Origin of the sequence: Streptomyces sp. NPDC015139, assembly GCF_043079785.1 — a bacterium.
Classification (GTDB): Bacteria; Actinomycetota; Actinomycetes; order Streptomycetales; family Streptomycetaceae; genus Streptomyces; species Streptomyces albidocamelliae.
The window spans coordinates 455,775-479,360 of the sequence record NZ_JBIBUW010000007.1; the positions used below are offsets into that span (position 1 = coordinate 455,775).

Annotated in this window: 19 protein-coding genes and 1 rRNA gene; 9 read left to right on the forward strand and 11 right to left on the reverse strand. The window is 72.1% G+C overall.

Annotated elements, in window-relative coordinates; genetic code table 11:
- Positions 1 to 586 precede the first annotated feature (586 nt).
- Positions 587 to 1,153: a DJ-1/PfpI family protein gene (locus ACF08B_RS21965; RefSeq protein ID WP_093696542.1), complete on the forward strand. Its 567-nt coding sequence runs from the start codon at positions 587 to 589 to the stop codon at positions 1,151 to 1,153.
- Between the two features lie 349 nt (positions 1,154 to 1,502).
- On the opposite strand, the gene ACF08B_RS21970 is transcribed toward ACF08B_RS21965, so the two are convergent.
- Together ACF08B_RS21970 and ACF08B_RS21975 are read right to left on the reverse strand one after the other, a co-directional pair.
- A complete protein-coding gene (locus tag ACF08B_RS21970; protein WP_392318886.1) occupies positions 1,503 to 2,168 on the reverse strand; it encodes an HAD family hydrolase in 666 nt (221 codons plus the stop codon).
- 48 nt (positions 2,169 to 2,216) lie between these two features.
- Entirely contained in the window at positions 2,217 to 2,729 is a 513-nt protein-coding gene (locus ACF08B_RS21975; protein ID WP_392318887.1) for a DUF6912 family protein, read from the reverse strand.
- Positions 2,730 to 3,057: 328 nt separating this feature from the next.
- Here ACF08B_RS21975 and ACF08B_RS21980 point away from each other — a divergent pair, with 328 nt between their 5' ends.
- Entirely contained in the window at positions 3,058 to 3,555 is a 498-nt protein-coding gene (locus ACF08B_RS21980; protein ID WP_392318888.1) for an Rv3235 family protein, read from the forward strand.
- A gap of 116 nt (positions 3,556 to 3,671) precedes the next feature.
- On the opposite strand, the gene secA is transcribed toward ACF08B_RS21980, so the two are convergent.
- The gene (secA, locus tag ACF08B_RS21985; protein ID WP_392318889.1) at positions 3,672 to 6,482 is read right to left on the reverse strand and encodes a preprotein translocase subunit SecA; all 2,811 of its coding nucleotides are present in this window, start codon (positions 6,480 to 6,482) and stop codon (positions 3,672 to 3,674) included.
- A gap of 251 nt (positions 6,483 to 6,733) precedes the next feature.
- Between secA and ACF08B_RS21990 the strand changes: the two genes are divergently transcribed.
- Both ACF08B_RS21990 and ACF08B_RS21995 read left to right on the forward strand, forming a co-directional pair.
- Positions 6,734 to 7,324, forward strand: a complete 591-nt coding sequence (locus ACF08B_RS21990) for a GNAT family N-acetyltransferase (RefSeq protein ID WP_392318890.1) — start codon at positions 6,734 to 6,736, stop codon at positions 7,322 to 7,324.
- Between the two features lie 49 nt (positions 7,325 to 7,373).
- Positions 7,374 to 8,549 (forward strand): winged helix-turn-helix domain-containing protein, encoded by a 1,176-nt coding sequence (locus ACF08B_RS21995; protein WP_392318891.1) that lies wholly within the window; start codon positions 7,374 to 7,376, stop codon positions 8,547 to 8,549.
- 14 nt (positions 8,550 to 8,563) lie between these two features.
- Here the strand turns inward: ACF08B_RS21995 and ACF08B_RS22000 are convergent, their stop codons facing one another.
- The 7 genes from ACF08B_RS22000 to mtnA all read right to left on the reverse strand — a co-directional run bounded on the left by ACF08B_RS22000 (position 8,564) and on the right by mtnA (position 17,635).
- The gene (locus ACF08B_RS22000; protein WP_392318892.1) at positions 8,564 to 9,310 is read right to left on the reverse strand and encodes a response regulator; all 747 of its coding nucleotides are present in this window, start codon (positions 9,308 to 9,310) and stop codon (positions 8,564 to 8,566) included.
- A gap of 203 nt (positions 9,311 to 9,513) precedes the next feature.
- A complete protein-coding gene (hpf, locus tag ACF08B_RS22005) occupies positions 9,514 to 10,206 on the reverse strand; it encodes a ribosome hibernation-promoting factor, HPF/YfiA family (protein ID WP_107423840.1) in 693 nt (230 codons plus the stop codon).
- 314 nt (positions 10,207 to 10,520) lie between these two features.
- Positions 10,521 to 11,402, reverse strand: coding sequence for a ComF family protein (locus ACF08B_RS22010; RefSeq protein WP_392318893.1), 882 nt, complete (start codon positions 11,400 to 11,402; stop codon positions 10,521 to 10,523).
- A gap of 275 nt (positions 11,403 to 11,677) precedes the next feature.
- Positions 11,678 to 13,513 carry an LpqB family beta-propeller domain-containing protein gene (locus ACF08B_RS22015; RefSeq protein WP_392318894.1) on the reverse strand — a complete coding sequence of 612 codons (1,836 nt, stop codon included), beginning with the start codon at positions 13,511 to 13,513 and terminating at the stop codon, positions 11,678 to 11,680.
- Positions 13,503 to 15,626: an MtrAB system histidine kinase MtrB gene (gene mtrB, locus ACF08B_RS22020; protein WP_392318895.1), complete on the reverse strand. Its 2,124-nt coding sequence runs from the start codon at positions 15,624 to 15,626 to the stop codon at positions 13,503 to 13,505. The genes ACF08B_RS22015 and mtrB overlap by 11 nt, the downstream gene beginning before the upstream one ends.
- Position 15,627: 1 nt before the next feature.
- A complete protein-coding gene (mtrA, locus tag ACF08B_RS22025; protein ID WP_187282414.1) occupies positions 15,628 to 16,317 on the reverse strand; it encodes a two-component system response regulator MtrA in 690 nt (229 codons plus the stop codon).
- A 172-nt stretch (positions 16,318 to 16,489) separates the two neighbouring features.
- A complete protein-coding gene (mtnA, locus tag ACF08B_RS22030; protein WP_392318896.1) occupies positions 16,490 to 17,635 on the reverse strand; it encodes an S-methyl-5-thioribose-1-phosphate isomerase in 1,146 nt (381 codons plus the stop codon).
- Between the two features lie 140 nt (positions 17,636 to 17,775).
- Here mtnA and ACF08B_RS22035 point away from each other — a divergent pair, with 140 nt between their 5' ends.
- Genes ACF08B_RS22035 through ACF08B_RS22055 form a run of 5 tightly spaced genes read left to right on the forward strand, consistent with a single transcriptional unit; the run spans position 17,776 to position 23,392 of the window.
- Positions 17,776 to 19,128 carry a glycerophosphoryl diester phosphodiesterase membrane domain-containing protein gene (locus ACF08B_RS22035; protein ID WP_392318897.1) on the forward strand — a complete coding sequence of 451 codons (1,353 nt, stop codon included), beginning with the start codon at positions 17,776 to 17,778 and terminating at the stop codon, positions 19,126 to 19,128.
- A 28-nt stretch (positions 19,129 to 19,156) separates the two neighbouring features.
- Positions 19,157 to 19,900 carry a DUF4129 domain-containing protein gene (locus tag ACF08B_RS22040; RefSeq protein WP_392318898.1) on the forward strand — a complete coding sequence of 248 codons (744 nt, stop codon included), beginning with the start codon at positions 19,157 to 19,159 and terminating at the stop codon, positions 19,898 to 19,900.
- On the forward strand, positions 19,897 to 21,093 hold the full coding sequence (locus tag ACF08B_RS22045; RefSeq protein ID WP_392318899.1) for a DUF4350 domain-containing protein: 1,197 nt from the start codon (positions 19,897 to 19,899) through the stop codon (positions 21,091 to 21,093). Before ACF08B_RS22040 ends, ACF08B_RS22045 begins: the two co-directional genes overlap by 4 nt.
- Positions 21,090 to 22,082, forward strand: coding sequence for an AAA family ATPase (locus ACF08B_RS22050; RefSeq protein WP_392318900.1), 993 nt, complete (start codon positions 21,090 to 21,092; stop codon positions 22,080 to 22,082). Before ACF08B_RS22045 ends, ACF08B_RS22050 begins: the two co-directional genes overlap by 4 nt.
- The gene (locus ACF08B_RS22055; RefSeq protein ID WP_392318901.1) at positions 22,082 to 23,392 is read left to right on the forward strand and encodes a DUF58 domain-containing protein; all 1,311 of its coding nucleotides are present in this window, start codon (positions 22,082 to 22,084) and stop codon (positions 23,390 to 23,392) included. Before ACF08B_RS22050 ends, ACF08B_RS22055 begins: the two co-directional genes overlap by 1 nt.
- A gap of 101 nt (positions 23,393 to 23,493) precedes the next feature.
- On the opposite strand, the gene rrf is transcribed toward ACF08B_RS22055, so the two are convergent.
- Positions 23,494 to 23,586 (reverse strand): 5S ribosomal RNA (rrf, locus tag ACF08B_RS22060); the annotation flags it as partial.

A 23,586-nucleotide genomic window follows, 5' to 3' on the forward strand; every position in this document is an offset into this window, starting at 1 on the left:
CCGTTGCGTGACGTAGAAGGAAGTACGGTCTCTTTCCCTCCGACACGACGCCACGTCCCGGGGTGTCCGGTCGGTTCCGACGCTATGCCGCGAGGTGAGATGAGCGGGGGGTATTCGGCCATTCTCGACACGTCCGACGGCTGAGGCGCCCGTCGTGGCGCCGCCGTGTGCAGGGGTGTCCTCGGCTTCCGGGAGGCGTCCATGCCTCCGTCCCGCCCGCGAAGACCAGCGACCGCCGCCCGGTCACGGAGGTGTTCCGTGCAACCCGGGCGCAGGGCAGGGACACGGAGGTCCCCGCGAGATATCGCGCTGATCACGCCATAAGGCTATCGCTCCTCACCCCGGACCCGTCATGAGCCGTATGTGTACAAAACCGAGGGGGGAACTTTGACGTTCTGCACAGCGCCGGGACGGGGAGGCTTGGCGTATCCGGTCGGCCCGAGGTGCCCGACCGGTCGCGTTCCGCGATCCACGGCCGCACCCTGAAAACGACGGGCCCCCTTGGCAAGCAAGCCCGGCGGAGGCACGTTGCCCAGGGCGGCGCGGACGGTGCGGCCGTCCCGGAGTCTGCCTCGGAGGAGCCGACATGCCCGCGAAGATCCTCATCGTCACCGGAGACGCAGCGGAGTCCCTGGAAGTCCTCTACCCCTACCAGCGCCTGCGCGAGGAGGGCTACGAGGTCCACATCGCGGCCCCCACCCGCAAGACCCTCCGCTTCGTCGTGCACGACTTCGAGCCCGGTTTCGACACCTACACCGAGAAACCCGGCTACACCTGGCCCGCCGACCTCGCCTTCTCCGAGGTCGACCCCGGCGAGTACGCGGCCCTCGTCATCCCGGGCGGCCGGGCTCCCGAGTACCTCCGCAACGACCCCGAACTGCGCAAGATCCTCAAGGCGTTCTTCGACTCCGACAAGCCGGTCGCCCAGATCTGCCACGGGCCGCTGCTCACCGCCGCGATCGACAGTCTGCGCGGGCGCCGGGTCACGGCCTACCCGGCCCTGGAACTCGACATGCAGGCGGCCGGCGCGGGCTTCCAGGACGCCGAGGCGGTCGTCGACGGCACTCTCGTCTCCGCCCGCGCCTGGCCGGACCACCCGGCCTGGATGCGGGAGTTCCTGACAGTACTCCGCACCAAGGCCCCGGCGAACTGAGCGGGCGGCGACCGGCGGAGCGGGCCGTCGCACCCCTGGGCTCGGCGCCCACCCGAAAGCCTCCGCCTGCCCTGGCGCGTGCCGCTGGGCCGGCGCCCACCCGGCGGCCGGCGCGCCGCCGCCGCGGGCAGTCGGGCCGCTCGGGGCGGCACGGGTGGGCGCAGCGGCACCCCGCGAGCGCGGGCAAGCGAACCGTTCCCCGCCCAGCCACAGCGCAGGCGAACCATCACCCGCCCGGGGACAGGCACCGGGCACCGAGCAGTCCCGCGCCACGACAGGCTCAAGCGCAGCAACCAACCCCGCCCAGCAGCACAGGCCGCGTACGGACCTCCCGCACCCGCCGGCGGGCCTACGCGATCCGCTGAGCCTCCGCCACCGCTTCCTCCAGCGTGTCCACGACCGGCACGCCGACCGACTCCAGGCTCGCCCGGCTGTGCGACCCCCCGGTGTACAGCACCGCCCGCGCCCCCACGTGCCTCGCCGCGACCGCGTCGTCCGCCGCGTCCCCGATCACCACCGTCCGCGCGGGGTCCGCCACACCGGTCAGCGCCTCGAGATGCCGCACCATGTGCTCGGCCTTGCTCCCGCCCGACGGCCCCGTACGCCCGTCGACCCGCAGGAAATGCGCCTCGATCCCGAAGCCCCGCACCAGCGGCACCAACTCGGCGTGACCGTACATGCTCAGCAGCGACTGGCTGCGCCCCGACGACCGCCACCCCGCGAGCAGCTCGGCCGCCCCCGCCGTGAGCCCGCAGCGCACCCGGTGCTCGGCGTAGTACCGGTGGAACACGCCGTCCATCAGCTCCCACTCGGCGTCGGTCGGCAGCCGGCCGAGCAACCGCTCGTAGAACTTCGGCACCGGCACGCAGTACAGCGAGCGGTACTGCTCCAGCGTGATCGGCGCGAGCCCCAGCTCCGCGAAGGCCGCGTTGGTCGCGCCGATGATCGCGTCGTTGTCGTGGAACAGGGTGCCGTTCCAGTCCCAGACGATGTGCGCGCTTGGCTGCATCCCCATGCCCAAGACCGTACCCGCCCGCACCGACAGGCGGCGCGGCCTCCCAGGTCAGGCAGGTCGGACCAGGCTGGGGATCTCCTGCGTGGCGTACCAGAGCAGCTCGTGGTCGTCCGCGCCGTCCACCGCGGGCTGCGCGTCGCCGTCGCCGCCCTCGGCCGCCTCCAGCGCCTCCGCCGCCGCGGCGACGTCCGTCTCCGCGTCGTCCGCGTCCACGTGCACCGCGGCCGCCTTGGCGAGCGGCACCGTCGGCGTCACGGTGACCTCGCCGAGCGCGGCCGGATCGGCACTGCGGTCCGGGCCGGCGGTGACGGCGCCGTCGGGCACGTCCACCGCGACCACGACCCGGCGTCGCACCGCGTCCGGCTCGGCCGCGAGCAGCCGCAGCGAGGCCAGCGCCGCCCTGCCGAGCGCCGCGTACTCCAGTTCCTCGGTGTCCTCGGAGGAGTACCACTCGCGCAGCGCGGGGGTGACGGCGTACGCGGCGAAGGGGCCGCTCCCCAGCTCACCCGTCCTGTGCGCCTCGGCGAGACCGGGAAGAGTCAGGGGGACGTAGACGCGCATGGCTGGCAGCTCTTTCCTGAAGGCTTCGCTGAGGCCCCGGGGACCCGGCTGGCACGCCTCCCGGAGGGCCTTCAGGATACGTGCGCCCGTCCCCTTTCGAGCCCCTCCCCACCCCCCGGACGGCGTCCACCCCATGCCTCCCCGTTCACCCGGTGCCACCGCCAGGACACGGGCCCGCCGGGCCGCCCGGCCACTCGGATAGGTGAACCTTCCAGGCTCCCGCGCCCCGCACCGACTTCCTTGCCGACCGCTCCCCCACCCCCGTACAAGATCCCCCGACAGCTTGTTACCGCCCGGTATGGACCGGGCCCGCCGAACGGGGACCCCCATGAACAAGGTCATGAGCCGCACCGCCGCCCGGCCCCGCCCGCGTCACCGCCCGCCGACCCGGCACGACACCCGCCGTCCCGCCGGCTCCCCGCCCCACTCGCCCGCCAGGAGCACGACGCGTACGGCCGCGCGTCCGGATACGGCTCCCACGCCGCCCGGAACCGCCGTACGGCAGCCACGTCCCACGGACCTGTTCGCGGAGCGCCTGCTGGCCGTCCTGAGCGGTCAGCGCCCCGTCCACTGGATGCTCCGGCACACCGCGGGCCGCGCCTACGACGACCTGGCCCGCCTCGCCGCGCTCGGCCCGCTGCGCACCCGCGGCGGGTGTCCCGTGGTCCACGACATCGGCTACTTCGTCCCGCGCACCGGCGCCATCGAGGCCTTCGCCCGCATCGCCGCCGGCGGGCGTCTGCGCGCCCTGGCCTTCCGCCTGGAACAGGGCAAGGACCTCCGCTGGCGCTGCACGGCGGTGGAGACGGGCCCGAGGCCCGCCTAGCCGCAGGCAGTCGACCCCGGCGGCGGAGCGGACGAACAGCAGGGCCGGGCCCCCGAAGGAGACCCGGCCCTGCTCAACGGCTGAAACGCCGCGGGCTGCCGCTGCTTGCGCGGCCCCTACTTCTTGCGGCGGCGGCCGCCCTTGGCCTGACGCCGGCGCTCCGCGCGCGTGAGCCCGTCCGACTCGGACCGCACCGGCTCGTCGTCCTCCAGGTCACGCTCGACGATGCCGCCCTCGCCGTCCACCGTCGGCGCCGAGAAGTGCAGGTCGCGCCGCTGCGGCACGTCCAGCCCCTTCGCCCGGATCTCGGGACGCGCGCCCGCCTGCGCCGGCACCGCGTCCTGAAGGCCCTCGCCGACCGCCTCGGCCTCCTCGACCGGGACCTCCTCGACCTGCTGCTCGACCTGGACCTCCAGGTTGAACAGGTAGCCGACGGACTCCTCCTTGATGCCGTCCATCATGGCGGTGAACATGTCGAAGCCCTCGCGCTGGTACTCGACCAGCGGGTCCTTCTGCGCCATCGCGCGCAGGCCGATGCCCTCCTGGAGGTAGTCCATCTCGTAGAGGTGCTCACGCCACTTGCGGTCCAGGACCGACAGCACGACCCGGCGCTCCAGCTCACGCATGATCTCGGAGCCGAGCTGACCCTCACGGGCCTCGTACTGCTCGTGGACGTCCTCCTTGATGGACTCGGAGATGAACTCGGCGGTCAGACCCGCACGGTCACCGGCCGCCTCCTCCAGCTCCTCGATGGTGACCTTCACCGGGTACAGCTGCTTGAAGGCGCCCCACAGCCGGTCCAGGTCCCAGTCCTCGGAGAAGCCCTCGGCGGTCTCCGCGTCGATGTACGCGTCGATCGTGTCGTCCATGAAGTGGTGGATCTGCTCCTGCAGGTCCTCGCCCTCCAGGACGCGGCGGCGCTCGCCGTAGATGACCTCACGCTGGCGGTTGAGGACCTCGTCGTACTTCAGGACGTTCTTGCGGGTCTCGAAGTTCTGCGTCTCGACCTGCGACTGCGCGGACGCGATCGCGCGGGTGACCATCTTGTTCTCGATCGGCACGTCGTCCGGCACGTTGGCCATCGACATCACGCGCTCGACCATCTGCGCCTTGAACAGGCGCATCAGGTCGTCGCCGAGGGAGAGGTAGAAGCGGGACTCGCCCGGGTCGCCCTGACGGCCGGAACGACCGCGCAGCTGGTTGTCGATGCGCCGCGACTCGTGCCGCTCGGTGCCCAGCACGTAGAGCCCGCCGAGGTCCTCGACCTCGTCCTTCTCGGCCTTGACCGCCTGCTCGGCCTTGTCCATCGCGGCGGGCAGCGCGGCGGCCCACTCCTCGATGTGCTCCTCGGGGTCGAGGCCGTGCTGGCGCAGCTCCGCCTCGGCGAGGTCCTCGGGGTTGCCGCCGAGCTTGATGTCCGTACCGCGGCCGGCCATGTTGGTGGCGACGGTCACGGCGCCCTTGCGGCCGGCCTGGGCGACGATCGAGGCCTCGCGCTCGTGCTGCTTGGCGTTGAGCACCTCGTGCTGGATGCCGCGCTTGCTGAGCTGCTGCGAGAGGTACTCCGACTTCTCGACGGAGGTCGTGCCGACCAGGATCGGCTGGCCCTTCTCGTGCTTCTCGGCGATGTCGTCGACGACCGCCTCGAACTTGGCCACCTCGGTGCGGTAGATCAGGTCCGACTGGTCCTTGCGGACCATCGGCTTGTTCGTCGGGATCGGGACCACGCCGAGCTTGTAGATCTGGTGGAACTCGGCGGCCTCGGTCATCGCCGTACCGGTCATGCCGGAGAGCTTCGAGTAGAGGCGGAAGAAGTTCTGCAGGGTGATCGTGGCGAGCGTCTGGTTCTCGTCCTTGATGTCCACCCCTTCCTTCGCCTCGATCGCCTGGTGCATGCCCTCGTTGTAACGGCGGCCGGCGAGGATACGGCCGGTGTGCTCGTCGACGATCATGACCTCGCCGTCGATGACGACGTAGTCCTTGTCCTTCTTGAAGAGTTCCTTGGCCTTGATGGCGTTGTTCAGGTAACCCACGAGCGGGGTGTTCACCGACTCGTAGAGGTTGTCGATGCCCAGCCAGTCCTCGACCTTGCCTACACCGGACTCGTGGATGGCGACCGTGCGCTTCTTCTCGTCGACGTCGTAGTCGCCGGTCTCCTCGAGGCCCTTGAGCGGGTTGCCCGCCTCGCCGCGCTTGAGGCGGACGACCAGCTTGGCGAAGTCGCCGTACCACTTGGTGGCCTGGTCGGCAGGGCCGGAGATGATGAGCGGCGTACGGGCCTCGTCGATGAGGATGGAGTCGACCTCGTCGACGATGGCGAAGTTGTGGCCGCGCTGCACCAGCTCGTCCTGCGACCACGCCATGTTGTCGCGCAGGTAGTCGAAGCCGAACTCGTTGTTCGTGCCGTACGTGATGTCGCACGCGTACTGCTCGCGGCGCTGAGCCGGCGTCATGTTCGCGAGGATGCAGCCGACGTCGAGGCCCAGGAACTTGTGGACCCGGCCCATCATCTCGGAGTCGCGCTCGGCCAGGTAGTCGTTGACCGTGATGAGGTGGACGCCGTCTCCGGACAGGGCGTTCAGGTACGCGGGCAGCGTGCCGACGAGGGTCTTGCCCTCACCGGTCTTCATCTCCGCGACGTATCCGAGGTGGAGCGCGGCGCCGCCCATCAGCTGCACGTCGTAGTGACGCTGGCCGAGGACGCGCTTGGCGGCCTCGCGGACGGTGGCGAACGCCTCGGGGAGCAGGTCGTCCAGGGTCTCGCCGTCGGCGTAGCGCTGCTTGTACTCCTCGGTGAGGGCTCGCAGCTCGGCGTCGGAGAGGCCTACGAAGTCCTCTTCGATGGAGTTGACCTGGTCCGCGATGCGGTGCAGCTTGCGCAGGATCTTGCCTTCGCCTGCACGCATGATCTTCGAGAGGACGGACACGGGGGCTGGTCTCCTTGCCGGTCGGGCCTGGGACGGTCGGTTTTCCTTGACGTACTGAGCAACCGCCATCGTATGCGAGGACCCGGCTGCGTCGGGAGGCCTGGCGGCCCGACGGCTGCTTCACCCAGGACAACGGGCGGGCGCGGCGGATAGTGCCGCATCCGTCCGAGGAATTGCACGAAATGTGATCACCCCCTCACGCATCGCGAAAACCGATGGTCCCGCGTGGGCACCCCGCGCAGAATCGGCCGATGGAACCCGTCATCCTCACCACCGACCGCCTCCTGCTGCGCACCGTCGGACCGGACGACACCGAGGCGGTGCACCGGGCCGCGCAGGACCCCGACATCCAGCGCTGGACGACGATCCCCTCGCCCTATCTGCGGGAGCACGCCCGGAGTTTCACCGAGCGGTTGGTCCCCGACGGCTGGGTACAGGGCTCGGCCCTCACCTTCGGCGTCTTCCTGCCCGGCGGGGAACTGGCCGGCATGCTCGGCCTCACGATGCACTCGCTGGGCACGGCCGAGCTCGGTTTCTGGGCGGCCCGCGAACACCGCGGCCGCGGCTATGTCACCGAGGCGACCCTCGCCGCCTGCCGCTGGATCTTCACCGCGGTCGGCGTCGACCGCGTCGAGTGGCGCGCCGAGGTCGGCAACCACGCATCGCGCGCGGTGGCCGAACGCGCGGGCTTCACCGTCGAGGGCACCCTGCGCTCCGGCATCAACAACAAAGGGGTACGCCGCGACTGCTGGGTCGGCTCCCTGCTCCCCTCGGACCTCGGCCTGCCGTCGACGGCTCCGTACCTGCCCGCCCATCCCCGACCGCAGGCCGGCGCCGGGTGAAAGCCCAGCTCACCGCGGACTGTCAGAGGCAGCCTCTATCGTCCGAGGCATGACGACCCTGCCGCGCCCCACCACCAGCCTCACCGCGGACGACGCCCGGCGTATCGTCCTGCGCGCCCAGGGTTTCCTCGGCGCCCCCGACCGGCGGGCGGGTGTCCGCGGGGTGCTGCGCCACCTCGGCGCGGTCCAGCTCGACACGATCTCGGTGCTCGCCCGGTCCCACGAACTGGTGCCGTACGCCCGGCTCGGCGCGGTCGCCCGCAAGACGGTCGAGTCCGCGTACTGGAAGGACGCGCACGCCTTCGAGTACTGGTCCCACGCGGCGTGCATCCTGCCCATCGAGGAGTGGCCGCACTTCGCCTTCCGCCGCCGCGCCTACCGCAACCGCCCGCACTGGAACCACGAACTGCCCGACGGCGCCTACGACCAGGTCGTCAAGCAGCTGCGCGCGGAGGGCCCGCTGACCGCCACGGAGCTGGGCGGCGCGAAGAAGACCAGCGACTGGTGGGACTGGTCGGGCACCAAGGTCGCCGTGGAGCGGGCGCTGATGTACGGCGAGGTGGTCTGCGTCGAGCGGCGCGGCTGGAAGCGGTTGTACGACCTGGCCGAGCGCGCGGTCCCGCAGGCGCTGCTGCACGACGAGCTGGACGACGCCGAGTGCCTGCGCCGGCTGGTCCGGCTGGCCGGCGAGTCCCTCGGTGTCGGCACGCGCGCGGACATCGCCGACTACCACCGGCTCAAGGGCGAGCAGGTCGACGCGGTGATCGCCGACTCGGGCCTGGTCCCGGTCGAGGTCGAGGGCTGGGGCAAGCCCGCCTGGGCCGATCCCGTGGCCCTGGCGACACCGCCCCGCGGCCGGCACCGCACCACGCTGCTGTCGCCGTTCGACTCGCTGATCTGGGAGCGGGCGCGCACGGAGCGGATCTTCGGCTTCACCCACCGCCTGGAGGCCTACGTCCCCAAGCCCAAGCGGGTGTACGGCTACTTCGCGATGCCGGTGCTCGCGGGTGGCCGGCTGGTCGGGCGTGTCGATCCGGCCCGCGAGGGCGCCACGCTGGTGGCCAAGCAGGTCGCCCTGGACGACGCGAAGGATGTCCCGGCGGTCGCCCAGGCCCTGCTCGAGGCGGCGACCTGGGTGAACTGCACGGACGTCCGCGTGGAGCGGGTGGAGGCGCCCGGCCTGCGCGAGCCCCTGGTGAGGGAGCTCGCGCGCGTCCTCGCCTGACGCCGCCGGATCCGCTAGCGGATCTCCAGGATCTTCTCCCGCATCGCGTAGACCACGGCCTCCATCCTGGAGTGCAGCTGCAGCTTCTCCAGGATGTTGCGGACGTGGTTCTTCACGGTGTTCTCGGAGATGAACAACTCCTTGGCGATGTCCCTGTTGTTCATGCCCGTGGCGACGAGCTTGAGGACTTCCAGTTCGCGGTCGGTGAGCCGCGGCGCCGGCACCAGCCGGCGCTCGTCGGTGCGCTGGATCATCGACTTGAACTCGGTCAGGAGCTTCGAGGCCATGGACGGGCTGATCTGCGACTGCCCGTCCGCCACGGCGCGGATGGCGGTGGCCACCTCGTCCGTGGAGATCTCCTTGAGGAGGTATCCGGTCGCACCGGCCTTGATCGCCTCGTAGAGGTCGGCCTCCTCGTCGCTGATCGTCAGCATGATGATCTTCGCGCTGGGGGCCACCTCCTTGATGGAGGTACAGGCCTCGATCCCGCCGCGCTTGGGCATGCGGACGTCCATCAGCACGATGTCGGGCAGCAGGTCGGCGGCCTTGTCGACCGCCTCGGCGCCGTCGCCCGCCTCACCGACGACCTGGATGTCCTCCTCGGCCGCGAGCACGATCTCCAGGCCGCGCCGGAACAGGGCGTGGTCGTCGACGACCAGGACTCTGATCGGTTCCGCGCGTGAAGAGCCCGTGTCCGGGTTCATGCCGATGACATCGTCGTCGGCACCCTCGTTCCGCATCGGTCCGAAAGTGTCCGCCATCGTTCCTCCCCCTGAAGGCTGCGGCCTGCGGTCCTGTGCCATCGCCAACCCAAGGCAGCGGCCCACCGGTTGGGCCTGTGCGGCCATGATTCCATGTCCGGGCGTCACGGAGGTGACCTGCGGGGCGCGAAGTGGTCGCACACAGGTGCCCCTGGGGGCGCACACGCGCTCCAGGGGCACCTGCTCAGCTTCTGCCGGGTACGTCAGCCGCCCAGCGTGCCACCGGCCGCGGGAGGCTGCCCCTCTGCGACCATCGGGTCCGTGCTGAGGTGGATCACGCCGTAGTCGTAGGCGTGTCGCCGGTAGACGACACTCGGCTCCTTCGTCTCGGAGTCGACGAACAAGTAGAAGTCGTGGCCGACCAGTTCCATCTCGTAGAGGGCCTGGTCGAGCGTCATCGGGGAGGCGACGTGGGTCTTCTCGCGGACGATGAGGGGGCCTTCACCCTTGACCTCCAGCGAACCGATCTTCTTGGTCGGCACTCCGTCCGTCTCCTCCTCGTGGACGGGGAGGCCGTTGCCGTTGAGCGTGGCTGCGCCCGGGACGTGGTCGGGGACCTCTGCCGCAGAGATCCGGCGCGCCCCCCGGCGCGAGAACCGCTTGTCGTGCTGCTTGCGCAGTCGGGCATCCAGTTTCTCCGCCGCCAGGTCGAGTGCCGCGTACGGGTCGCTGGCCGCTGCCTCCGCCCGGATCACCGGACCGCGGGAGCGGAGGGTGATCTCCACTCGGTCACAGCGGTCGGCCTGTCGGGGGTTCGGCTCCTTGGACACCTCGACGTCGAGGCTGATCACCTTGGCATCGAGCCGCTGGATCTTCTCCAGCTTCAGCTTCTCGGCCACGTGCTTGCGGAACCGCTCGGGCACCTCGGTCTTGCGGCCTTTGACGACGATGTCCACGCAGAACTCCGTTCCCGGATCGCTCCGCTGCATGGGCGGAGCATCTCCCTTTTGCACCAGGCCCGGTGGTCACCAGGGCCTCGGACTCGGTGACTTCCACCTCCTCCTCCCCCGTGGGCGAGATCTCCACCCCACCGCCGCGGGTGATTGCGCAAAACCCACGGCAAGGCATTCGGATATGGCGAGGGACGGCCCGCGCCTTTCCTCACAACTGAACATATCTCGCCCGGACGGATGTCGTCACCCTCTACTGCGGCGTACCTCCGTTCAGGTGAATTACCCCTCCCACTACCTGCAACGATGCAAGTCGGGTCTCAGTTCCTGTTTATTTCCAAAGAATCCCGAGGAGCAGCGATCACCGCTGCCCGGAGAGTCGGTCCGAGGACGTTCACCATCGCCTTTTCCGGTGCACCATGCACCCACTTCCCCCTCTCCTGCCACGCTGCTCTTCGTCGTTCCTCCCTACCTTCCCGACTTACGGCCGAGTACACGACTCTGCTCACTCCGCTTCCCCCTCCGTTCGGAATCCCGCCCTGCCATCCGGCCGAGTCCCGCAGGGCACGCGCGGCCTCCGTGAGGCTGGCGCCCGTGGTGACGAGGTCGTCGACGAGCACGACCCGCCCAGCGCCGAGCAGCCGGCCGGCGCCCGGCGTCACCTCCAGTGCGCCCGCGAGGTTCACCCGGCGCCGGCGCGCGTCCAGCCCGGCCTGGTCCGCCACGGCCCGCCGCTGCCGCAGTACGGCCGCCACCCGGGCCGGTGTCCCGGTGCGCCGCAGCTCACCGGCCGCCGCGAGCGCCATCCGCCGTACCGGATCGTGTCCGCGTGCCCGCACGGCCCACCGGGCGGACGGCACGGGCACCAGCACCACCGGCCCACCACCGGAACCGGCCCCCGCGTCGCTCCCCGCGAGCCCCTCTCGCACGACTCCCGCCAGGGCGGCGCCCAGTGCCCCGGCGAGGGTCAGCGCGCCCCGCTCCTTGTGGGCCAGGAGCAGTGCCCGCACCCGGTCCGCGTAGGGAGCCGCGGCATGCACCACCGGCAGCCCGGCCGGCTCCGGCACCGGCCGGACCCGCCGAGGACGGCCTGCGCCCAGCGCGGCCCGGCACCCCGGGCAGAGCGCGGTACGAGGCGCCCCGCAGCCCGCGCACTCGGCCGGAAGCACCAGGTCGGTGAGGTCCTGCCACCACCCGCGCATGGCCACCACTGTGCCAACGCCGGAGCGGACCGGCCACCCCTGTGGACAACAACCTGTGGACAACCGCGAAGGCGAGACGGCGTACCGGCGGCAGGGGCCCACGGGCGGACCCCGATGCCCGGACAGCCCACGCCTCGCGGCCCGTGGCGCCTCATCACGGACGGGGGCCTCATCACAGACGAGGGCCGCACCACGGACGGGCGCCGCACCACGCCACAGCCGGACACCACGCCACGGCCGGGCCCGCACCACGCACGGGCCCCGAACGACCCCGCTCAGCCCGGGTAGACCGGCGCCGTTCCGTCCTTGTCCACCTTCTGCCACTGCGCACCGGACGGCAGCCGGACGATCCCGTCGTCCGAATAGGCCACCAGGGGTACCCGCTCGTCCTCGGACGCCGCGACGGCCTTCACACCCGGCAGCGCGCCGGGCGCCGGGCTGTTCAGCGTGGAGCCGTCGACCTCGACGTACCGCATCTGCTGCACACCGCCCTGCTCCCGGCCGACCGCGAGCAGCCTGCTGTCCCCGGCCCAGGAGATGGCGCTGACCTGCTCCAGATCGGGGGCCGCGGACCTGAGGTCGTCCACCAGGATGCCCTGCCCGGTGCCGTTGTCACGCTGGATCCGGCCGATGAGCAGCGACTGCCTGCCGCCCTTCTGCTCCACGACCAGCGCGATCCGGGTGCCGTCGGCGGCCACCCGCACGTCCTTGATCTTGCCGGGCAGGCCGGGGACGGCGACGTCCTCCGGTTCCGCGACGCCCTGCTGCAGGACCTTCAGCCGCGTGTGGTCCGGGTCGCGGTCGGCGACCCACAGATCCCCGCGCGCGTCCCAACTGGGCGTGGTGAGCCGGTCCTCGGGGCTCGGGCCGTTGCTGGTCACCAGCGGATCCCCGAGCGAGCCGGACGCCGACAGCGACGCCACGTACAGCGACCTGCCGTTGTCACCCACCCCGGCCGCGTTGTGCTCGTCCCGTGAGACCGCCACCGACTGCAGTCCCTTGTTGCCCTCACCCAGCGGACCAGGCACCGGGACGCCCCCCGCGCCCGGGCTGCCGGTCGACATCCGCACCAGCCGGTGCTTGCCGTCGAGGTAGTACAGGAACTCCGGGCGCCGGTCCGACCCGTGCCAGGCGCTGGACTCGGCGTGCTCCTCGTCCAGCTCGCACAGCGGACCGCCACCGAGCCCCGTCAGCTCGACGGACTCCAGCGTCGGGGCGAGGTTCCGCAGGGTGAACAGCACCTGGGTCGCCATCTCGGAGCACTTGCTCGCCGCGACCTGCGACGCCTTGAGGTTCAGCGGCACGGTCAGCTTGTTCTGGTCGTCCGGTGTCAGCCCGGACACGTCCTTCCGCAGCGCCGTGCCCGTGGGGAAGCTGGACCTGACCACCGGCCCCAGCCATCTGGTGGGCCCCCGCAGCAGCGAGCGGACCATCTGCGTCATCGGGTCCACCTTGCTGCGCACGAACACCGGGTCGGCCACCGACACCGGTTCTCCGGTCGTCCCGACCGCCGTGTTGGAGGCGAAGTAGTACTTGTCGACGGAGGTGTAGTTCCGCTGGAAGTCCGACTTGCCCATGACGACACCGTCGGGCAGCCCGTCGATGCGCCACTGCCCGCTCTTGCCGTCCTTGCTGAGGTGCAGTTTCTTGCGGTACGGCCCGTCGGCGGGCTTGTACGCCTGCTGCGCGTCGACCGTGGCGACCTGGCTGCCGGCCAGGACGCAGGTGACGCTGCCCGCCTCCTCCCGCCCGCTCGCCTGGCAGTCGGTCTCGATGCTCGGCCCGTTGGTGAGCACCGTGGTCGAGTGCTCGGGACGCCAGGCGCGCGCCGCGTCGGCCGTCAGATACTTGCGAGCGGTGTCGTACTCCGTGTCGTCGCTGGTGAGCGCCTCCAGGAAGCCCTGCATGATCTCGCCCGGGCCGGCGCCGTCGGCCGGCGGCATGGCGAACACCCGTACCCCCGTGTCCTGCCGTGGCGTGGACTCCACGTTCCGCAGATCCCCGCTGTCGGGCATCGAGGCGCACCCGGTCAGCAGAACGACCCCCACTGCGGCGTAAGCCACCGCGCGACCCGGCCGCCCGTGGGCGCCCCCCCTGCGGTCAGCGCCCACGAAATGCCTCCCCTGGCTCGGTGTGCTCGGTGGTGTCCCCCTGTTCGGCCGCGTCCGGGCGGGCCGGGCTCGCGCCGGGTGCCGGATGCTCGGCGCCGCCGTCGTCCGCACGCCGTGCGCCGCCCGAGGGCCTGGGCACCACGCGCGCGCCGTTGCCGTTGCCGGGCATCGCGGTCGGGTCGGCCGCGGGCGTGACCGTGGCCAGGCGGGGCGTGATCGAGCCGCGCGGCGGGAGCGCGGGCGCCTGCCCGCCACCCTGCTGCACCGGTACGGTCGCCCGCTTCTCCTCGCCCCCGCGCGGCAGACCGGCGTCGTCGAGACCGCGATTGCGGCGCGAGTCCTTCGGCTCCAGCGGTATCGGCGAGCCCCGCAGCGGCTCGTCGGCGGTCCTGGGCAGCGTCAGCCGGAACTGCGAGCCGCCGCCCGGCTCGCCCCAGGCCTGCAGCCAGCCGCCGTGCAGCCGTGCGTCCTCCAGGGCGATCGACAGCCCGAGGCCCGTACCGCCGGTGGTACGCGCGCGTGCCGGGTCCGCCCGCCAGAAGCGGCTGAAGACCCTGGTCGCCTCACCCGGCTTGAGTCCGACGCCGTAGTCGCGCACCGCGACGGCGACCGCACCGCCGGCCGCGGCGAGCTTGACGACGACGTCCTTGCCCTCACCGTGCTCCACCGCGTTGACGACCAGATTGCGCAGCACGCGCTCCAGACGGCGGGCGTCGGCCTCGGCGACGACGGGCTGCTGGTCACCGACCACACGTATGTGCGTGCCCTTGCGCTCGGCGAGCGGCTCGGCGCCGCTGACCACGCGCCGGACGACCTCCCTGAGGTCTATCGGCTCGGCCTCCAGGGCCGCCGCGCCCGCGTCGAAGCGGCTGATCTCCAGCAGGTCCGCCAGCAGCGACTCGAACCGGTCCAGCTGGTCGGCGAGCAGCTCGGCCGACCGCGCGGTCACCGGGTCGAAGTCCTCGCGCGCCTCGTGGATGACGTCCGCCGCCATGCGGACGGTCGTCAGCGGGGTGCGCAGCTCGTGCGATACGTCGGAGACGAACCGGCGCTGCATCCGCGACAGGTCCTCCAGCTGCTGGATCTTCAGCTGGAGATTCTGCGCCATCTTGTTGAACGCCTCGCCGAGGCGCGCGATGTCGTCCTCGCCGGTGACCTTCATCCGCTCCTGCAGCCGCCCGGCGGACAGCCGCTCCGCGATCCCGGCCGCCATCCGGACCGGGGTGACGACCTGCCGCACCACCAGCCAGGCGATGGCGCCGAGCAGGACGACGACGAACAGCCCGGCGGTCGCCAGAGTGCCCTTGACCAGGCTCAGCGACTTCTCCTCCTGCGTGAGCGGGAAGAGGTAGTACAGCTCGTACGGGCGCCCGTTCGGGTCGTTGACCTGCTTGCCGATGACCAGCGCCGGCTGCGACTCCTTGTCGACGGAGTAGACGATCCTCGTATAGCTCTGCGCGGCCGTCGTACCGCCGTTGACGCGCTCACGCAGGTCGGCGGGCACGCTGGAGGTCGGGTTGACGTTCCCGGAGCCGCGCGGGCTGCGCCCGCCGCCGCTGTCGTCGCCCACGGGCAGCGTCACCACGTCGAAGGCTCCCGCGCCGCCGCTGGCCAGCGACGTCACGAGCTCGCTCATCCACTGGATGACGTTCTGCGACTGCCGCCCGTCCGGGCTCGCGCCGCCGTCGGCCGTGCCGGCACCGGTGCCCGCACCGGTCCCGCTCGCCATCGTGTCGTCCGCCTTCTGCTTGGCGACCGCGAAACCGCCCGTGGCCTGGCTCTGCGACGCCCTCACCTTGGCGTCGAGCAGACCGTTGCGCACCTGACCGATCACGACGAAGCCGAGCAGCAGGACGACGCCCAGCGACATCAGCAGGGTCGTGGCGACGACCCTGAGCTGAATGTTGCGCCGCCACAACCGCATGACCGGCAGCAGAGGCCGGCGCACCCAGCGCAGGAACAGCCTGAGGACCGGGCTGCCCTGGACACCGCCCCGCAGCAGCCCGCCCTCGAAGAGACGCCTGAAACGCGTGTTCACTCCCGCCCGGCCGACAGGCCGCCCCGGGCGTGCCCCGGACCCGCCGGGAGCCGAAGCGGCGCTGTCCCCGGGCATGTCAGCTCGGTCCTGCCTTGTAACCGACACCACGGACGGTCACCACGATCTCCGGCCGCTCCGGGTCCTTCTCGACCTTGGAGCGCAGCCGCTGGACGTGCACGTTGACGAGGCGGGTGTCGGCGGCGTGGCGATAGCCCCACACCTGCTCGAGGAGCACCTCGCGCGTGAACACCTGCCACGGTTTGCGGGCGAGCGCGACCAGCAGGTCGAACTCCAGGGGGGTCAGCGCAATGGACTGCCCCTCCCGCTTCACCGAGTGTCCGGCCACGTCGATGACCAGGTCACCGATGGTCAGCTGCTCCGGCGCCGGCTCCTCGGACCTGCGCAGCCGCGCACGGATGCGGGCCACCAGCTCCTTGGGCTTGAACGGCTTCACGATGTAGTCGTCGGCGCCGGACTCCAGGCCCACGACGACATCGACGGTGTCGCTCTTCGCCGTGAGCATCACGATCGGCACACCGGACTCCGCCCGGATCAGGCGGCACACCTCGATGCCGTCCCGGCCGGGAAGCATCAGGTCGAGCAGCACAAGATCGGGTTTGGCCTCACGGAAAGCGGCAAGCGCCTTGTCGCCGTCTGCTACGAAAGACGGCTCAAAACCTTCACCACGCAGCACAATGCCGAGCATCTCGGCCAGTGCGGTGTCGTCGTCGACGACAAGGACTCGTCCCTTCATAAACGACATCATCCCATTCTCGTAACGACGGCAGAGGTGCAGGTGAGGGAGGTCACTGGCCCGTGACGATAGTCGTACCGAGCCGTCACTGTCTGCCCCTGCAAGACGATCTCGGTGCCACCGCGCACGCCACGGCCCCTCCGCCCGCCCGTCGCGGGGCGAAGGGGCCGTTCGCGTCGACCGGTCAGCCGTCCACCGGCACCCGGCGGGCCCTGGCGCACAGCTCGGCGAGCGCCTCGGCCGTCACCGGGGACACGGCACCCTCCTCGGTGACGAGGGCCGTCACCAGCTCGGGCGGGGTCACGTCGAACGCCGGGTTGTACGCCTGGGTGCCCAGCGGCGCCACCTGCACCCCGCCCCCGGGTCCCGCCACCGCCACCTGCGGGGCGCTGATCTCCGTCACCTCGAAACCCGGGCGCTGCTCGACCTCGATGGACGCGCCGTCGGGAGTGTCCGGATCGACGGTGGTCAGCGGCGCCACCACGATGAACGGCACATGGTGGTAGCGCGCGAGCACGGCGAGCGGATAGCTCCCCACCTTGTTCGCCACCGACCCGTCGGCCGCGATCCGGTCCGCCCCGATCAGCACGGCGTCGACCTCGCCCGCCGCGAACAGGGACCCCGCCGCGTTGTCGGTGAGCAAGGTGTACGCCATACCGCTGCGGGCCGCTTCGTACGCCGTCAGACGGGCACCCTGCAGCAGCGGGCGGGTCTCGTCCACCCACAGCCGCCGCAGCCGTCCTTCGCGGTGCGCGGCGAGCGCCACCGCGAACGCCGTGCCCTCGCCGCCCGACACCAGCGCCCCGGTGTTGCAGTGGGTGAGGATCCGGTGCCCGCCACCCGGCAGCAACTCGTCCAGCAGCGCCAGCCCGTGCACCGCCATCCGCGCACTGGCCTCCGCGTCCTCCTGGTGCAGTGCCCGCGCCGCGGCCAGTGCGGCCGCGGCCGCCGCCGTCGGGTCGCCGGTCCTGGCCAGCGCGGCCCCGTGCGCCGCCTCGGCCCGGCGCACCCCCACGGACAGGTTCACCGCGGTCGGCCGGGCACCCTCCAGCGCCCGCGCCGCCTCGACCACGTCGAAGCCGCGCGCGGCGGCCAGCGCCACCCCGTACGCCCCCGCGATCCCGAGCAACGGCGCCCCACGCACGGCGAGCGAACGGATCGCCTCCACCAGCGCCGGCGCGTCCGTGCACACCAACTCGACTTCTTCTGCCGGAACTCTCGTCTGATCGAGAAGGACCAGTACGGGACCCTCGGGTGGTTCCTCCCATCGGATCGCCGGTATGTCGCTCGGCCGCTTCTCCCCGCCGGTTTGCGCCTGCTGATCAGCCATGCGGTCAGTCTGCCCCGGAACCGGCGGACAATTGAAGGTGGCCGGCCCCTACCGCGACCGGTCCCCTGTTGACCATGACATGGCACGATGGCTGCCAACTCGCCGCCGCGACCGCGGAAGGGCACCGAGAAGGAGCTTCGATGACAGACACTCCGGGCTGGGCCTCGCCCGGAACCGCCCCGTCGTCCGAGGGGCGGGAACCCGGTGCGTCCGGCCCCGCCGAACCCTCCGACCGCCCCGGCCCCGAGGGCACCGCACCGCAGCCCGGCGCGAACCCGCAGGGCCCCGGCGCGAAGTGGTCCAAGGAGCAGCCGCCGGCCGGCCAGTGGTCCGCGCCCACCGGTGCCCCCGACCCGAACCAGGCCCCGCCTCCGCCGCCCCCGCCGCCCGGCCAGGGCTGGGGCGGCCACCAGCCCGGCGGCCCGGGCCAAGGCGGCTACGGCGGCCCTCCCCCGGGCCCCGGCGGCTACCCGGCGTGGGGCGGCGGCTGGGGCGGCCCCCCGCCCGCGGCCAAGCCCGGTGTCATCCCGCTGCGCCCGCTCGGCATCGGCGAGATCCTCGACGGCGCCGTCTCCACCATGCGCACCTACTGGCGCACGGTGCTCGGCATCTCGCTGGCGGTCGCTCTGCTCGTCGACACCACGCTCGTCGCCGTCCAGGGCTTCGTCATGAACGGCAGCACCGCGCAGACCTCGCTCGACAACGGGACCGCCACGCCGGACGACGTCCTGCGCGCCCTGCGCGAGACGATGATCGGCACCGGCATCGTCGCCGTGATCTCCACGATCGCCATCATCGTCGCGACCGCCCTGCTGACGACCATCACCAGCCGTGCCGTCCTCGGCCGGCCGGTCAGCACCGGCGAAGCCTGGCGCGAGGCCCGCCCGCAGATCCCCCGGCTGTTCGGCCTGCTCCTGCTGCTCGGCCTGATCTTCATCGGCGTCTTCGCCGCCGGCATGCTGCCCGGGTTCCTCGTCCTGCTCGCCGACGGCGGCAGCGGCGCCGGTGCGGCACTGCTGGCCATCGGCGTCCTCGCGGCCTTCGTCGTCGCCGGCTGGCTGATGATCCGCTTCTACCTGGCGACCCCCGCCCTGATGCTGGAACGGCAGGGCGTCACCAAGGCCCTGAGCCGCTCGACGAAGCTGGTGCGCGGCTCCTGGTGGCGTGTCTTCGGCATCGTGCTGCTCACCGGTCTCATCACCAACATCGTCGCCTCGCTCGTCGCGATCCCCTTCGCGATCCTCGGGGCCGCCGTGAGCGGTGACAGCCTGGGCGACCTGTTCGGCACCGGCGGCGGACACGTCGGCTGGACGTTCCTGATCATCCGCGGGATCGGCTCGCTGATCGGCACCACGCTCACCCTCCCGATCAGCGCGGGCGTCACCGTGCTCCTCTACATCGACCAGCGCATCCGCCGCGAGGCCCTCGACATCGAACTGGCCCGCGCCGCCGGTGTCCCCGGCGACGCCGCCCGCCGCGTCCCGGGGAGCTGATGCGGTGAGCCTCACGGGGGGAGCACTCATGGCGGCCCCGCCCGGCGCCGCCGGGACGGCCGTGCGCGGCCTGCTGCGCACGGCCGACACGGTGGTCCTGGCCGCCGGCGGCTCGGGGGACGAGCCGCCCGTGACCATCTCGCGCGACCCCGCGCGGGAGGCGGCCCGGCGCGAGCTGTCCAAGCGGATGTACCACGAGAACGACCCCGGCCTGATCCAGCGCGCCCTGGACGCCTTCTGGGACTGGCTCGGCAAGTTGTTCGGCACGGCCGCCTCGGCGACTCCCGGCGGCGGTGTCGGCCTGTTCTTCGTCGTCCTGTTCGTCGTCGCCGTGCTGGGCGCCCTGTGGTGGCGCCTGGGCACCCCCCGCCGCCGAACCGCCTCCGCCGCCGTCCTGTTCGACGACAGCCCCCGCAGCGCCGCCGAGCACCGCGCCGCCAGCGAGGCACACGCCGCCCAGGGCCACTGGAACCAGGCCGTCCAGGAACGCATGCGGGCCATCGTCCGCTCCCTGGAGGAACGGGCCCTGCTCGACGTCCGGCCCGGACGCACCGCCGACGAGGCGGCCGCCGAGGCCGGCCGTTCCCTCCCCGCACACACGGACCGCCTGCGTGCCGCCGCCCGGCAGTTCGACGACGTCACATACGGCGGACGCAGGGCCGGCGAGCAGGCGTACCACCGCCTCGCCGAACTCGACCGCGACCTGGAACGCACCAGGCCCGCCCTCGCCGACAGCACCACCGCCGGCAACCGCCCGGGGGCCGCCGAGTGACCACCGAGGCCACCCTGCCGACCACCTCCACCGCGCCCACCACCCGCCAGGTGTGGACCCGCGCGCGGGGCATCACCCTCGCCGCCGTCCTGCTGCTCGTCGCGGCCGTGGCCATGGCCGCCGTACGCTCCACCGACCGGCACGGCTCCCTGGACCCGCGCTCCGCCGATCCCTACGGCAGCCGCGCCGTCGCCCAACTCCTCGCCGACCGCGGCGTGTCCACGCGCGTGATCACCACACTCGGCGAGGCACGCGCGGCCGCCGGCCCCGACACCACCGTCCTCGTCGCCGTCCCGGACCTGCTGACCAGCCGTCAGCAGACCCGGCTGCACGAGGCGACCGCGAGCTCCGGCGGACGCACGGTCCTCGTCGCGGCGGGCAGCCCGTCCGTGGAACGACTCGCCCCCGGCGTCACCGCGGACCCCCTCAACAGCTCCCGCACCACCCTCGCCCCCGACTGCACCCTGCCCGAGGCCCGGCGCGCGGGCAGCGCCGACACCGGCGGCATCCGGTACACCACCACCCACCTCGACGCCGACTCCTGCTACCCCAGCGAGCGACTCGCCACCCTGCTGCGGGTCCCGGCGGCCTCCGGGCACGGCGACACCGTCGTCCTCGGCGCACCCGACATCCTCTACAACGACCGCCTCGACGAACAGGGCAACGCCTCCCTCGCCCTGCAACTCCTCGGCTCCCGGCCCCATCTCGTCTGGTACCTCCCCTCGCTCTCCGACTCCGCCGCCACCGGCGGGGACGAACAGAAGAGCTTCCTCGACCTGCTCCCGTCCGGCTGGCTCTGGGGCACCCTGCAGCTCTTCGTCGCAGCGGTCCTCGCCGCGTTCTGGCGCGGCCGCCGCTTCGGCCGACTCGTGCCCGAACGGCTCCCCGTGGCGATCCGTGCCTCCGAGACCGCCGAAGGCCGCGCCCGCCTCTACCGCAAGGCCAACGCCCGCGACCGCGCGTCCGCCGCTCTTCGCTCCACCACCCGCACCCGCCTCGCCCCCCTGGTCGGCGTCCCCGTCACCCAGGCGCACGCGCCCGAGGCCCTGCTCCCCGCTCTGTCCGCCCGCCTCTCCGGCGACGGACAGACCATGCACCCGCTCCTCTTCGGGCCGCCGCCCGGTGACGACGCGGCCCTCGTCGCACTGACCGACCAACTCGACGCCCTCGAAAGAGAGGTACGCCGTTCATGACGGACCCGACCACTGACAACGCCGGGCGCACCGGGAACGCGGGCGATGCCCGTGCCTCCCTGGAGGCCCTGCGCGCCGAGATCGCGAAAGCCGTGGTCGGCCAGGACCCCGCCGTGACCGGTCTCGTCGTCGCCCTCCTCTGCCGTGGACACGTTCTACTGGAAGGAGTCCCCGGGGTCGCCAAAACGTTGCTCGTCCGCACACTCGCGGCCGCACTCGAACTCGACACCAAGCGGGTCCAGTTCACTCCCGACCTGATGCCGAGCGACGTCACGGGCTCCCTCGTCTACGACACCCGGACCGCCGAGTTCTCCTTCCAGCCCGGCCCCGTCTTCACCAACCTCCTCCTCGCGGACGAGATCAACCGGACCCCGCCCAAGACCCAGTCCTCCCTGCTGGAGGCCATGGAGGAACGCCAGGTCACGGTCGACGGCACGCCACGTCCGCTGCCGGAGCCGTTCCTGGTCGCCGCGACCCAGAACCCGGTCGAGTACGAGGGCACCTACCCGCTGCCCGAGGCACAACTGGACCGTTTCCTGGTAAAGCTGACCGTCCCTCTGCCGTCCCGGCAGGACGAGATCGACGTCCTCACCCGCCACGCCTCCGGTTTCAACCCGCGCGACCTGCGCGCCGCCGGCGTACGCCCGGTCGCCGGCGCCGCCGACCTGGAAGCGGCCCGCGCGGCTGTCGCCAAGACGACCGTCTCCCCCGAGATCACCGCCTACGTCGTGGACATCTGCCGCGCCACCCGCGAGTCGCCGTCCCTCACCCTGGGCGTCTCCCCGCGCGGTGCCACCGCTCTCCTCGCCACCTCGCGCGCCTGGGCCTGGCTGACGGGCCGTGACTACGTCATCCCCGACGACGTGAAGGCCCTCGCCCTGCCCACCCTGCGCCACCGTGTGCAGCTCCGCCCCGAGGCCGAGATGGAAGGTGTGACGGCCGACTCGGTCATCAACGCCATCCTGGCCCACGTCCCGGTCCCGCGCTGATGGCCCTCACCGGCCGCGCCGCGCTCCTCGCGGCCCTCGGCTCGATCCCGGTCGGCGTCCTGGAGCCCGGCTGGACGGGGATCCTCGCCGTCAACGGGTCCCTGGCCCTGGCCTGCGCTTGCGACTACGCGCTCGCCGCGCCCGTGCGCCGGCTGCGCCTGAGCCGCTCCGGCGACACTTCCGCGCGTCTCGGTGAGACGGCCGACGTCACCCTCACGATCACCAACCCGTCCCGCCGCCCCCTGCGGGCCCATCTGCGGGACGCCTGGCCGCCCAGCAGCTGGCAGCCCGGCACGGAGGTCGAGTCCTCCCGCCACCGCCTGACGGTGCCCCCGGGGGAACGCCGCCGTGTGACGACCCGACTGCGTCCCACGCGTCGCGGCGACCGCCAGGCCGACCGCGTGACCGTCCGCTCCTACGGCCCGCTCGGGCTGTTCTCCCGCCAGGGCTCCCACCAGGTGCCCTGGACGGTGCGTGTCCTGCCGCCGTTCACCAGCCGTAAGCATCTCCCGTCGAAGCTCGCGCGGCTGCGTGAACTCGACGGCCGCACCAGCGTGCTGACGCGCGGTGAGGGAACGGAGTTCGACAGCCTCCGCGAGTACGTCCCCGGGGACGACACCCGCTCGATCGACTGGCGGGCCACGGCACGGCAGTCCTCCGTGGCCGTCCGCACCTGGCGTCCGGAACGGGACCGCCACATCCTGCTGGTCCTGGACACCGGCCGCACCTCGGCCGGCCGCGTGGGCGACGCCCCGCGCCTGGACGCCTCCATGGACGCGGCCCTGCTCCTCGCCGCGCTCGCCTCGCGCGCCGGCGACCGCGTGGATCTGCTGGCCTACGACCGCCGGGTACGTGCCCTGGTACAGGGCCGCTCGGCGGGTGACATGCTTCCTTCCCTGGTCAACGCGATGGCCACGGTCGAACCGGAACTCGTCGAGACCGATGCCCGCGGCCTGACCGCCATGGCCCTGCGCACGGCACCGCGCCGCTCGCTGATCGTGCTGCTCACGACGCTCGACGCGGCACCGGTCGAGCAGGGTCTGCTCCCTGTCCTCCCGCAACTCACGCAGCGGCACACCGTTCTGGTCGCCGCGGTGGCCGACCCGCACATCGCGACCATGGCGAAGGCAAGGGGCGACGCGGAATCGGTGTACGAGGCCGCGGCGGCGGCCCAGGCACAGAGCGAGCGTCAGCGCACGGCGGAACAACTCCGTCGGCACGGCGTCACGGTGGTGGACGCGACTCCGGAGACTTTGGCGCCGGCACTGGCGGACGCCTACCTGGCCCTCAAGGCGGCGGGCCGGCTCTGAGTCGTTCCCGGCACGGCCCTTTCGAGGGCCGGCATTTCCTCAAAGGGTTCTGAACGCAGAAAACCCCCGCATCCGTGGATGCGGGGGTTTTCCCAAAGATTGTTCGGCGGCGTCCTACTCTCCCACAGGGTCCCCCCTGCAGTACCATCGGCGCTGTGAGGCTTAGCTTCCGGGTTCGGAATGTAACCGGGCGT

What these genes read in the sequence shown, in the direction of transcription:
- ACF08B_RS21965 (WP_093696542.1), top strand. Translation starts at nt 587, where the DNA reads ATGCCCGCGAAGATCCTCATCGTCACCGGAGACGCAGCGGAGTCCCTG.
- ACF08B_RS21970 (WP_392318886.1), bottom strand. Translation starts at nt 2,168, where the DNA reads ATGGGGATGCAGCCAAGCGCGCACATCGTCTGGGACTGGAACGGCACC.
- ACF08B_RS21975 (WP_392318887.1), bottom strand. Translation starts at nt 2,729, where the DNA reads ATGCGCGTCTACGTCCCCCTGACTCTTCCCGGTCTCGCCGAGGCGCAC.
- ACF08B_RS21980 (WP_392318888.1), top strand. Translation starts at nt 3,058, where the DNA reads ATGAACAAGGTCATGAGCCGCACCGCCGCCCGGCCCCGCCCGCGTCAC.
- ACF08B_RS21990 (WP_392318890.1), top strand. Translation starts at nt 6,734, where the DNA reads ATGGAACCCGTCATCCTCACCACCGACCGCCTCCTGCTGCGCACCGTC.
- ACF08B_RS21995 (WP_392318891.1), top strand. Translation starts at nt 7,374, where the DNA reads ATGACGACCCTGCCGCGCCCCACCACCAGCCTCACCGCGGACGACGCC.
- ACF08B_RS22000 (WP_392318892.1), bottom strand. Translation starts at nt 9,310, where the DNA reads ATGGCGGACACTTTCGGACCGATGCGGAACGAGGGTGCCGACGACGAT.
- ACF08B_RS22010 (WP_392318893.1), bottom strand. Translation starts at nt 11,402, where the DNA reads ATGCGCGGGTGGTGGCAGGACCTCACCGACCTGGTGCTTCCGGCCGAG.
- mtrB (WP_392318895.1), bottom strand. Translation starts at nt 15,626, where the DNA reads ATGCCCGGGGACAGCGCCGCTTCGGCTCCCGGCGGGTCCGGGGCACGC.
- mtrA (WP_187282414.1), bottom strand. Translation starts at nt 16,317, where the DNA reads ATGATGTCGTTTATGAAGGGACGAGTCCTTGTCGTCGACGACGACACC.
- mtnA (WP_392318896.1), bottom strand. Translation starts at nt 17,635, where the DNA reads ATGGCTGATCAGCAGGCGCAAACCGGCGGGGAGAAGCGGCCGAGCGAC.
- ACF08B_RS22035 (WP_392318897.1), top strand. Translation starts at nt 17,776, where the DNA reads ATGACAGACACTCCGGGCTGGGCCTCGCCCGGAACCGCCCCGTCGTCC.
- ACF08B_RS22040 (WP_392318898.1), top strand. Translation starts at nt 19,157, where the DNA reads ATGGCGGCCCCGCCCGGCGCCGCCGGGACGGCCGTGCGCGGCCTGCTG.
- ACF08B_RS22050 (WP_392318900.1), top strand. Translation starts at nt 21,090, where the DNA reads ATGACGGACCCGACCACTGACAACGCCGGGCGCACCGGGAACGCGGGC.
- ACF08B_RS22055 (WP_392318901.1), top strand. Translation starts at nt 22,082, where the DNA reads ATGGCCCTCACCGGCCGCGCCGCGCTCCTCGCGGCCCTCGGCTCGATC.